The sequence below is a fragment of the uncultured Porphyromonas sp. genome (genome assembly GCF_915070105.1).
Classification (GTDB): Bacteria; Bacteroidota; Bacteroidia; order Bacteroidales; family Porphyromonadaceae; genus Porphyromonas.
Window position 1 is genome coordinate 18109 of sequence record NZ_CAJZFJ010000022.1, and the last position, 11892, is coordinate 30000.

Here is an 11892-nt window from a genome sequence, read left to right on the forward strand (position 1 = left end):
ACATGTACACCACCCCCATTATCCCCCCTGTTCCCAAGGAGCTGATCCTCGGGGAGCTCACCCCCGACAAGCGTCTACGTCTGACCAACAAGGGGGGCAACGAGATCTATGTCTTCCATGCCTCCTCCGCTCCGAATACGATGCGTGAGATCGGGCGCCTTCGTGAGGAGGCCTTTCGCTTCTATGGTGGGGGGACGGGTAAGGACTGCGATATCGACGACTTCGACACCGCCCCGGAGGGCTATGGACAGCTGATTGTCTGGGATCCAACCGAGCAGGCGATCCTTGGGGGCTATCGCTTCATCTTCGGTGATGAGGTACGACTCGACCCTAAGACGGGTAAGCCTCGCTTGGCGACGGCTGGGATGTTTGAGTTCAGCCCGCAGTTCCTCTCCGAGTACCTTCCCTACACCATCGAGCTCGGTCGCTCCTTCGTCTCCCTCCCCTACCAATCGACACGTATGGGAGCCAAGAGTCTCTTTGCCCTAGACAACCTCTGGGACGGCCTCGGTGCCCTCACGGTGCTCTATCCGAAGATGAAGTACTTCTACGGGAAGGTCACCATGTACAAGGACTATGATCGCCATGCTCGCAATCTCATCCTACACTTCCTCCACCTACACTTCTCTGATCCCGAGGGCTTAGTCACCCCTACCGAACCGCTCCCCATAGAGGTGGACGAAGAGGAGATCCGTACACTCTTCCCCACTGATGACTTCTCGGCCAACTATCGTGCGCTGAACACCGCCGTGCGTGCCCTCGGCTACAACATTCCCCCTCTGGTGAGCGCCTACATGGCTCTCTCTCCGAAGATGAGGGTCTTCGGTACAGCGATCAACTATGGCTTTGGGCTCGTCGAGGAGACGGGTATCCTAATAGCCATCGACACCATCATCCCCGACAAGCGAATCCGCCACATCGAGACCTTCGAGCTCGAGGAGGGACAAAGCGACCTCTTATGGACGAACATCTCAAGACGGGTGCGACTGGTGAAGAACTAGCCTGTCACTACCTAGAGAGCCTAGGCTACACCATCCACGAGCGCAACTGGCGCTATGGACACCTCGAGATCGATATCATCGCCCAGTGGGGCGGTACACTAGTCATCGCCGAGGTCAAGACACGCTCCTCGGGGAGCTACCTCAGGGCACGGGACAGCGTCACCTCGGACAAGGAGCGCTTCCTCATACGAGCTGCCGACCACTACGTCCGTCAGCGAGCGCTAGAGCTGGAGGTGCGCTATGACCTCCTAGCGATCGACATCGCCCCCGATCGCTCCTACACCATCGAGCATATCCCCAACGCCTTCTACCCCAACCTCCGCCGAGGCTCTGCTCCTCGTCGCAGACGTACCACTCCCCACAAATAAGGGTCTTCCACAGATAAGAGCCACCCCGCTGATGACGGCACTCTCCACCCCCATTACGCTGCCCCCCGCACCGCCTAGCCTATCCTTCGGTGACCTCATCCTCAGCCTAGGCTCTTGCTTCAGCGAGCATATCCCTAGCTACCTCCAAGCTGGGGGGATGGAGGCCTTGATCAACCCCTTCGGGACGCAGTACAATCCCCTCTCTATCGCCCGTATTCTCTCCCGCATCCTTGAGGGGAAGCTCTTCGAGAGTGAAGAGCTGATCCAGCACGGAGGGCTCTACCACTCCCTGCTGCATCATGGAGCCTTCTCTCGTGTGACGAGTGAGGAGACCTTAGAGACGATCAATGCCTCGCTCAGCACTGCTCACACCCAGCTCCCGAGGCTTCGCTACCTACTACTCACATGGGGGACGAGCTACGTCTATCACCTACGGGAGACGGGCGAGGTCGTGAGCAACTGCCACAAGCTCCCGGAGAAGCTCTTCACCCGAGAGCGTGTCGATGTCCCCTCCCTCCTCCATATATGGACCCCCCTCCTACGGGAGCTCCTAGAGCTACAGCCTAATCTACAGCTCATCCTCACGGTCAGCCCTGTGCGTCACCTACGGGACGGAGCGCATGCCAATACGCTGAGCAAGGCCACTCTCCATCTCTTCACCGAGGAGCTCCAGCGACTCTTCCCCGACCACGTCCATTACTTCCCTGCCTACGAGCTAGTGCTCGACGAACTACGGGACTACCGCTTCTATGCCGAGGATATGGCTCACCCCTCTGTGCTGACGCAGCGACTCGTCGCCGAGCGGTTCGCAGGATGGGCTCTGGATGAGCCTACCCAGCGAGCCTTCGCCGAGGCACAGCGCATCACCTCGGAGCTTCGCCACCGCCCACTACATGCCTCGACCGAGGCACATACGCAGCGGCTGGAGCGTCTCACGGCACGGGTCAGGGACTTCCTCAGTCGCTACCCTTTGGCCAAGCTCCCTTCGCCAGAGTCCCACATCTAGTCCCACATCTAGCTCCTCATCCAGCTATTCGTCCCCATAGCGTGGGTAGCTCTCCCTCCCCCCAAACGACTTATCCCCCATACAGACGCTCGGAGCGTGCTGTATGGGGGATATTCCTTTGAGCTAAGCTAGCTCTCTACCGAGAGGGGTTTAGGGTGCTGGGACGAAGCCCTCAGCTGGGTGAACGGGCTTACCTAGGAGGGTCGCCGCCGTAGCATCCTCGACGAGCACCTCGACGTACTGCCCGACACGATAGCCCTGCTTGTCGAAGACCACGACCTTGTTCTGCTGCGTACGGCCAAAGAGCTGCTCTCGGCTACGCTTGCTGAAGCCCTCGACGAGAACCTCGACGACCTTACCCACATCCCTCTTGTTGCTCTCTAGGGAGAGCTGGTTCTGTAGGTCGATCATCTCCTGCAGGCGGCGGATCTTCACCTCCTCGGGGATATTATCCTCTAGGTACTTCGCCGCATACGTCCCGGGACGCTCGGAGTACTTGAACATAAAGGACGCATCATACCCGACCTCCCTCATCAGACTAAGCGTGTCCTGGAAGTCCTCCTCCGTCTCATCGTGGAAGCCACAGAAGAGGTCCGACGTGATCGCACAGTCCGGCATCACGGCTCGGATAGCGGCGACACGCTCTAGGTACCACGCTCGGGTATAGTTGCGCTTCATCAGCTTGAGGATACGGTCGTTGCCCGACTGGGCGGGCAGGTGGATATGCTTGCAGATATTGGGGTGCTTGGCCATCGCTTGGATCGCCCTATCGTCCATATCCTTGGGGTGGGGCGAGGTGAAGCGTATACGCATCTCGGGTACAGCTAGCGCGACAGCCTCCAGCAGGTCGGCGAAGTCATAGGCACGCTCCCCATCGACGAAGCGGTAGGAGTTCACGTTCTGCCCGAGCAGGGTCACCTCTCGATAGTTCTTGCTCGCTAGATCCTTGACCTCACGTATGATGCTCTCCAGCTCTCGGCTGCGCTCCCGACCCCGGGTGTAGGGGACGATGCAGTAGGAGCAGAAGTTGTTACAGCCACGCATGATGGAGACGAAGCCCGAGATGTGCACCCCACCGATCTTCAGCGGGAGGACATCCTTGTAGGTCTCACTGGTGGAGAGCTCGACATTGATCGCCTTCTCCCCACGCTCTACGGCACCGACGAGGTTCGGTAGGTCGAGGTAACTATCTGGGCCGACGACGAGATCGACATGATGCTTCTCGATCAGCTCACCCTTAGCTCGCTCAGCCATACAACCTAGGACACCGATGGTGACCTTGCGTCTGCGCTTCTTGCGAATGTAGTGGTAGTACTCAAGGCGGTTGAGCACCTTCTGCTCGGCCTTGTCACGTACCGAGCAGGTGTTGAGTAGGATGGCATCAGCCAGCTCGGGATCCTCTGTTAGGTGGAAGCCGTCCATCTGCATGATGGAGGCTACGACCTCGCTATCGGCGACGTTCATCTGACAGCCATAGGTCTCGATGTAGACGCGCTTGACTACTGGGGACGTTGCGGATTTAGAGTCCGCTGTCTCAGCTTTTGTCATAGTGTATTCTAGTAATATCCGTTAGTAAATAATCCGACTCTCGAGAAGGGGGCGGGGCATAGGCACCTTCCCCTAGTACTTGTTGGTTCAAATATTATGCTTATATTTGCAGTGAAAATGTAAGATTTTTCATAGTTAAGGTTTTGGTTAATAGGTTGGAGTCAGCTGGGAAGCTGGCTCCGCTTTCTTTATAGGGGGTGCTGTCGTAGGAGCACTCATCCACACCTAGCTGAGTGTACATGGATAACCCGTGAGCCCTCGGAAGCCTTAACTGAACCCGATCTCCCACACTATCTATATATGCATTGCTCGTCATCTGATCTGGATGATGGATTGGTTCTATTTCCCTATTTCCTATACGCCCTGTCTGGGTGATGCCGCTCTCCCCTACGTGGGGTGGTAGCGATCGACAACACGTATGTATAGCGATGCTCCCTACGGAGCGCTCGCCCCTAGGGGGCATCGCCTATGCGTAGGAAGTGGTAGCCCTCACTCTGTAGCCAGCGTACGGCGGCGGGCATAGCCTGTCGCATATTACGCTCCGCCTTGAGCGAGTCGTGGAAGACGATGATCGACCCATTGCGTGCATAGCGCTGCACGTAGCCTAGGATCGTCTCGGGGCTCAGCTTGGGGTTGTAGTCTCGGGTGACGACATCCCACATGATGAGCTCGAAGCTGTGGCTAAGCTCTATATTCTGCGAGATGCGTAGATGTCCATGTGGCGGACGGAAGTAGCGGGAGCGGATCAGCTCATGCGCTGCATGCACGTCCTTCATATAGGACTTGGTGGAGTGGAAGAGGCCTTGGATATGGTGGTAGGTATGATTCCCTACCTGATGTCCTCGGCGCTGGATCTCGGCGAAGAGCTCGGGGTAGCGACGGACATTGTCCGCTACGCAGAAGAAGGTAGCCTTCACCCCCAGCTCATCGAGCTGATCCAATACCCAAGGGGTTACCTCGGGTATCGGACCATCATCGAACGTAAGATAGATACTCTTCCCCGTGATCGCTGGGATACGCCACCGCGCACCAGGGATGAGCATGCGGTACCACATCGGTACACGACACAGAAGTCTCTCGACCATCTAGTATATATTATATCGGCTAAGGCGAACTACTGTCCGCCACCTAGAGCTCGGACGAGCTGCTCGATCTGAGCCTCGTAGCTCTTGAGTGCTGTGGAGCCGAACTCCTTGGCGATGTCGAGCGAGTAGGAGATACCCATATAGGCCTCCTGTAGCTCGCCATGACGGCTGATCTGATCCAGCTGCTCGGGGGAGAGGCGAGTCATCCACGCCAGCAGACCGAGGGACTTACGAGCCACGACCTGCAGGACGTGATCGGCCTCCTTCGTCAGACCCGCACGATAGAGCGTACGTGCGAAGTACACCGAGTTCACCTCGTAGGGGACGTTCTCCTCGAGGATGACACGGAGGCACTTCCGTAGGATCTCTACAGCACGAGCCTTATCCCCTCGGTCGAGGTAGCCCTCTGCCAGAGGTGTGAAGACCTGATTGCGTAGCGTGGAGATGATCCCTCGAGCATTCTCGTCGAAGTAGGTACCGGGCTTGTCCGCTCCGCCCCAGCGGAACTTCGTCATCACCGTCTCATACATCCGATCGAGGTTCCCAATGCCATAGCTCAGAGCTCGGCCCGTGCTGTCGGCCATTGCTCTCAGAGGCAGGAGCTGGTAGGTAAGCCCCGTCTGCACCATGTGCTGATCCATCCCAGCGAAGGCATTGCGTGGCGAGGTCACCGCCCAGTAGATAGGACGCTCCCACTTATTGCCCTCTAGCAGGTCAAATATCGTGAGGTTCCCTATATCGAGATAGCCCTTACCAGCGAGCGACAGCTCCATCTGTGGTGTGATGTGCTGGACGAGGTCGGGATATTCGCTAGCGAAGCGTCTCGCTGCAGTGGCACTATCCACAGGCAGCGTGAGGCTAGAGACATCTAGGCGAGCAGGGCTGTACCTAGGTGCACCAGCGAGCGAGCCGAGGAGCTGAGGGATCGTCTGGCTTCCCTTAGCCTGAGGGGCTAGGTAAGCATAAGTATTGTAATAGTAGTAGGAGGTGGGTAGGAGACCTATCGGCAGGGGACGTCCCTCATAGGCCTGCTTCTTCATCTGATCGATGTACCAGTCACCACCGAGATAGGAGAGGTTCACCGTACGGATATCGGTGCGTACACCCTCTACCTCCTGGGCATACCAGAGGGGGAAGGTATCGTTGTCCCCAAAGCAGAAGAGCACGGCATCGGGCGCACAGCTCTCTAGGTAGTTGCGTCCCATATCACCTGCCACGGTGCGTCCCGAGCGGTCGTGGTCGTCCCAGTTCTGCCCAGCCATCTGGATGGGGATGAGGATACCGACCAGTGAGACGATGAGTGCCGTCGTGGCGGTGATAGCCACTGGGGTAGCCCCCTTGTTGGAGGAGCTGGTTGCCTTCTTGGCCTTGCCATCTAGCAGGCGACTGACGAAGACCCCTAGCGCTGTCACACCGAAGCCCACCCATATAGAGAAGGCATAGAATGAACCAACGAAAGAATAGTCTCGCTCACGTGGCTGACCCGGATACTGATTGATATAGAGCACGATGGCGATCCCTGTCATGAAGAAAAGCATGAAGGTCGTCCAGAAGCTCTCCGTACCCCTACGTCCATAGCCGATCTGGAAGAAGAGACCCAGCAGACCCAGCAGGAGAGGAAGAGCATAGTAGACGTTATGCCCCTTATTATCGGTCATCTGCTCAGGCAGTGCATCGGTATCTCCGTAGAAGATCGAGTCGATAAAGGGAATACCCGTCATCACGCCCCCACGGAGCAGTCCACCGTCACCCTGTAGGTCGTTTTGTCGTCCCACAAAGTTCCAGAGGAAGTAACGCCAATACATGTAATTCACCTGATAGTTGATGAAGTAGGTGAGGTTATCGCCAAAGGTCGGTATCGTCATATCATCCTCCGCACGACCGATCCACGAGTTGTACATCGCAGCATGGCCACGATCATAGACACGGGGGAAGAGCATCATCCCTCCATCCTCGTACTCGGGCTCTTCCTTGAGACTGCGGACGACATACTCATCGGCAGCCTTGGGGTCAGCCTTGTCGATACGGCCATAGGTAGGCTCATTCTCCTTCATCACGGCACGTCCGTCTGGGCCGTACTTGATCTGAGAGGCGAAGGTAGGGCCATAGATCAGAGGTGCCGACCCATACTGCTCGCGGGCTAGGTAGTAGCGGAGCGTGAAGGCATCGGCTGGCGAATTCTCATTCATCGGAGGATCAGCTACTGCACGTACGAGGATCACCCCGTAGGTGGAGAAGCCGAAGGCGATCGCTACGAGGCACATCTGGATGAGGTGTGCCGTGCGGGAGGTGATCGCCTTGTAGTAGTAGAGGAAGCCTAGGATAGCCAGCGAGAGGAGGATAGCGATCCAGCCCCCACCGATCAGCGGCAGCCCCATCAGGATGAGAGAGAAGGCTAGCGAGAGACGCAGGCGCAGATTGCCCGAGACACTACGGCCCGTGAGTGCCTGCTGGGTCTCATATACCCCCCATACGAGGACGAGGGCTAGGACGATGAGGTAGACATACAGACCACTATTGTAGCTCATGCCGAGACCATTGACGAAGAGCATATCCCACTTCCCTGCCAGCTTAGGCACACCCTGAATGACCCCATACATCATCAGCCCCACGAGGGCAAAGGATGAGAGGAGGGCGATCACCCCACCCTTGAGGGTCGCCTGCTTGGTCGTGCGGTAGTAGTAGACCAGCGCCATAGCAGGTAGGCAGAGGAGGTTCAGCAGGTGTACCCCGATGCTGAGCCCCATGAGGTAGGCGATGAGCACGAGCCAGCGATCGGCACGCACATTCTCGCTACGCTCCTCCCACTTGAACATCAGCCAGAAGACCACTGCCGTAAAGAACGAACTGAAGGCATATACCTCCGCCTCTACGGCACTGAACCAGAAGGAGTCCGAGAACGTATAGACCAAGCTCCCGACGAGCCCCGAGGCTAGGATCAGGATACCCTGCCCACGGCTCATCACCTCACCCTCGGGAGCGATGCTCCCAGGCTGCAGGCGCACCGTAGGGGTCAGCACCCGACGCACCATATGCGTGATCGTCCAGTAGAGGAAGAGGATGGTCAAGCCACTCAGTAGGGCACTCGTCGCATTGGCCAGTAGAGCCACATGCGCTAGCCCCCCACCGAGGTGGGTAATGACGTTGTAGACGAGCATGAAGAAGGGGGCACCGGGGGGGTGACCGATCTCTAGCTTGAAGACGCATGCGATGAACTCTGCGCAGTCCCAGAGGCTCGCAGAGGGACCGATCGTGAGCAGGTAGCTCAGGGTAGCCACTGCGAAGGCCAGCCACCCGAGGAGGTTATTTGCTCGGTTAAATTGTTTCCAATTCATGTATTTCTTATTTATGCCCCACCTGGTATAGTAGGGCTCTATACGCCATGAAAATATGCACAAAGATAGTCAATATGAGCAACATCCCGATACTATCTGCCCCATATCCTCCCCTCCACATCCGTCTGGGAGGTACAGCCTAAGTATCCTCCTCCCCGAGGCGCGACAGACAAAGACCTCAAGAGGGGGTCTCTACGCTCTTACCGAGAGCGCCTCAGCGTTCTTACCGAGAGCATCTCTGCGCTCCTATAATGATCGTTTTGGCCCTTCAGTTAAGGGGGATAAACCAGCCCCACCATCCCGATCAGCGAAGGGGGGCAGGCCCCACCCCTCGAGATAATAATCACGTGAAGAGTTGTTGTTTAACGAACATTTCTCTAACTTTGGTGCAGGAATCAGACCTTTTGGTCTCAGTATCAGTAACAGGAACAGACATTATGATCGCACTGGCAGTAGCTTACACGCCTACAGGCTGTACAGGCTCTCGGTGATCACTCACCTACGCAGGATAGGGTTGGCCCCCCGCTGTGTACCATAGAGCCTCGGAAGCCCTCATTCACTTCCCACTAGAGACAGACGCTCAGCGGCCACCTTATGATACAGGCCCTCCACTAGAGGCGCAAACGACACCACGACCAGCTAGGACTGGCACCTGCCCCTCGATGCTTCGCAGCCGGGGCTTCGCCTAGCGCCCCCCACTTTCCCTTTCTTACCTACCACACTTCGGAGCACAAAGAGCTCTATCGGGTAGCGTATATCTACTACTATACACTTAGGATACATTTCGTGCATCCTACACCCCTATTTTCACATACATCTCTACACTTATGAGACGCAACATCAAGTACCTGCTTGGCTGTCTAGCACTCTTCCTGGCTCTCCCCGCCTGTAAGACTCAGAGCGAGATCGAAGAGCCTAGCCTAGACCTCTCCGTCCAGACACTCACATTCGCCAAGGATGGCGCCGAGCAGACGGTCACCGTCACGACCAACAAGGAAACCTGGTCAGCCTTCTCCACTCAGGAGTCTTGGCTCTCCGTTGAGCAGACAGGTAATACCCTCAAAGTCAAGGCCACCAAGAATGAATACGGACACGACCGCAAGGCATCCGTCATCATCAATGCTGGTGGACTACAGAAGCGCGTAGCTGTCACACAGCGCTCCGCTGATGTGATCTTCGAGACGGAGACCCCCTCTTTTACCTTCACCGAGAAGGGAGGAGTGCAAACCATCAAGTTCTCCACCAATGGCGCTACCCCCAAGGTCGAACTAGCGACAGCCGTAGACTGGCTGACTCTAGGAGAAGTAACCTCGAAGGACTTCAAGCTGACAGCCAAGCCTAGCACAGAACAGTATGAACGCAAGGCTAAGGTACTCCTGACCTTCGGGACTACGATCAAGGAAATAGACATTGTCCAGCTAGGCTCCGTTCAGTATGTACTACCTATCCTCAAGTACCCTGCTGGGCTGGGTGAGGTGATGAGCGAGGAAGCTAGACGCGGGCACGCCCTGATCCAGCTCCCTGACGGACTCTTCAACTCTACCTCCTACCGTGTCGCCACCCGTAGCAAGACGATGACCTACATCCAGTACGAGTTCTCCAGCAAGGATGCTCTCGGCTTCACCTCCGCTACTACCACCTGCTCAGATAGCACGCTTATCAAGGATAATGCACACTTCGATGCCTTCCTCAAGGATAATGGTTTCAATGAACCTGAATACTCTAAGGATAGGAAGAGCATTGTCTACAAGAGCAGCAAGATCCCCCTGCAGATCAAGGTACTGATCAAGGAAGCTGGTACTACCATCACCACAACCTACGATCCACGTCAGGACAAGGAGTGTAAGACCTTCAGCACACTACCTCTGCAGGAGCAGATCAAGCTACTTGGTAATAGAGACCTGAAGATCATGGGTAAGAAGCGTGACGAAGTGCGCAAGATCGAAGAAGGCTGGGGCGGAAAGCGTGAAGAGAAGCTCACCTACAAGTACTACGACCGCTTCGTTGTTAAGAACGCCTTCGAAACCGAATCCTTCCACGGCTACTTCTATGTCCAGGAAGACAAGAAGAAGGGGATTACACCTGATGATGAGTACTACGATGTCACGATGGGAGTACAGTCTATCTTCTATAATACTGAGCTAGCGTTCTGGATGGACCTTGCAGGCAACTTCCACGTCTCGAAGGAAGTACGCGAGTTCCTTGAAAAGAATGGCTTCAAGTACTTCGGCGTACTAAGCAACGGCGGTACCGCCTTCTTCAACAAGGATACGAAGCTCGCCTACGTCCTCAGTGTACCGAAGAACAAGTACGAGGGCCGCTACATCCTAGAGATCCAAGCGCTCTACAGCAACGTCGAGGGCAAGAACAACTTCTCTGTCCAGACCCTCAACGACTACAAGAGCTACCTAAGAGCTATGCAGGCTTACAAGGCAGAGCTAGCTAAGATCGAAGCTGCACTGGCCAAGTAACCTCTACGCTAGAGCACCTAGCAAACGAGATCGCCCCGACAGGCAAGAGCCTATCGGGGCGATCCCATTATGTGGGGGCTAGGAGAGAGCCCCAAGAAGCACGTCGATTAACTGTAGTAGCTCCTACTCTATCGGCAGAGAGCCCCAACGATGGAAGCACTCTGTAGGAGAGGACTTAGAGCTGAGCCTTAGCTTCCTCTAGAGTCACCGTCTTACCCAGGGCTCCGAACTCATGGAGTGCTCCGAAGACCTCGAGACGGATACTATGCTCTAGTCCGCCGAGATAGAGGGGAGCAAAGCCTGCATCCTCGATCAGGGCATCGATGTCCCCACAAATGCTTGGGCAATTGCTCGCATAGAAGAGCACCTTGCGGGGTGAGGCATAGGCAGCCTCCTGTAGGCTCTGTGCCCCTAGCGTACCAAAGGCCTTCACGAGACGAACCTCCTCGGGCAGACAGGAGGAATACTAGCAGATGCCTCCCACCGGCATGATATACTGCCGACGCTTGAGCTCCCGCCTCCGCACAGCGGAGGCCAAGGCTACTTGCTCCTCCGCCTTCAATTGCCTCAGGATACCAAAGGCCTGATATAAAGTATCTAACTCATTGCCCATATTTCAAAGATAGTGATGTAGGCTTAAAGCCCCCAAAAGAGATAGAGAGCTAGCGTATACACTCCACCCTTGCACTACATAAATCCAAGTATTGCACTCCTGGCAGGAAATACTCGAGCCCTCCCCTTCGCCCGAAAGAAAGCCTCTAGATCCACCTATAATAAAAGCACTACACCCCCGACCAGCAGCCTGCTGGTCGGGGGTGTAGCGCCTTAGTGAGACTTGTATATCAGAAAGCCTTCAGCTCAACAAGTGCTAGTGAGCATTTTTGAGCCAAATCTCCACTATCTGATCAAGCGAAGGAATAGCATAGGAGGTCTTCACCAATTGTATCGGCTTGGACTCTGGCTGTGGCTTGCCACCATAGAACACTTGGTGCGCACCTGCCCCAGGGAGCTCGTCCTTGGCTATGCCTAGATCGAAGAGCAAAGTCCATAGAGGATAGTATAAAGAGTTCCTTACGCA

The 11892-nt window shown here is 56.0% G+C and carries 8 protein-coding genes; 4 read left to right on the forward strand and 4 right to left on the reverse strand.

Annotation, left to right across the window (positions count from 1 at the left end):
• Positions 1–2 precede the first annotated feature (2 nt).
• The 3 genes from QZ554_RS03680 to QZ554_RS03690 are packed head-to-tail and all read left to right on the forward strand — an operon-like array spanning position 3 to position 2375.
• Positions 3–1001 carry a GNAT family N-acetyltransferase gene (locus QZ554_RS03680; protein ID WP_297194491.1) on the forward strand — a complete coding sequence of 333 codons (999 nt, stop codon included), beginning with the start codon at positions 3–5 and terminating at the stop codon, positions 999–1001.
• Complete coding sequence (locus QZ554_RS03685; RefSeq protein ID WP_297194492.1) at positions 959–1369, forward strand: YraN family protein; 411 nt, start codon at positions 959–961, stop codon at positions 1367–1369. The genes QZ554_RS03680 and QZ554_RS03685 overlap by 43 nt, the downstream gene beginning before the upstream one ends.
• A 31-nt stretch (positions 1370–1400) precedes the next feature.
• Positions 1401–2375, forward strand: coding sequence for a GSCFA domain-containing protein (locus tag QZ554_RS03690; protein ID WP_297194494.1), 975 nt, complete (start codon positions 1401–1403; stop codon positions 2373–2375).
• A gap of 150 nt (positions 2376–2525) precedes the next feature.
• Here QZ554_RS03690 and miaB read toward each other — a convergent pair whose 3' ends face one another.
• The 3 genes from miaB to QZ554_RS03705 all read right to left on the reverse strand — a co-directional run bounded on the left by miaB (position 2526) and on the right by QZ554_RS03705 (position 8343).
• Complete coding sequence (gene miaB, locus QZ554_RS03695) at positions 2526–3923, reverse strand: tRNA (N6-isopentenyl adenosine(37)-C2)-methylthiotransferase MiaB (protein WP_297194496.1); 1398 nt, start codon at positions 3921–3923, stop codon at positions 2526–2528.
• A gap of 452 nt (positions 3924–4375) precedes the next feature.
• Positions 4376–5008: a polysaccharide deacetylase family protein gene (locus QZ554_RS03700; RefSeq protein ID WP_297178960.1), complete on the reverse strand. Its 633-nt coding sequence runs from the start codon at positions 5006–5008 to the stop codon at positions 4376–4378.
• Between the two features lie 29 nt (positions 5009–5037).
• Positions 5038–8343: a DUF2723 domain-containing protein gene (locus QZ554_RS03705; protein WP_297194498.1), complete on the reverse strand. Its 3306-nt coding sequence runs from the start codon at positions 8341–8343 to the stop codon at positions 5038–5040.
• A gap of 827 nt (positions 8344–9170) precedes the next feature.
• Between QZ554_RS03705 and QZ554_RS03710 the strand changes: the two genes are divergently transcribed.
• On the forward strand, positions 9171–10814 hold the full coding sequence (locus QZ554_RS03710) for a BACON domain-containing protein (RefSeq protein ID WP_297194500.1): 1644 nt from the start codon (positions 9171–9173) through the stop codon (positions 10812–10814).
• Positions 10815–10989: 175 nt separating this feature from the next.
• Here QZ554_RS03710 and QZ554_RS03715 read toward each other — a convergent pair whose 3' ends face one another.
• Positions 10990–11247: a hypothetical protein gene (locus QZ554_RS03715; protein WP_297194502.1), complete on the reverse strand. Its 258-nt coding sequence runs from the start codon at positions 11245–11247 to the stop codon at positions 10990–10992.
• Positions 11248–11892: the final 645 nt, after the last annotated feature.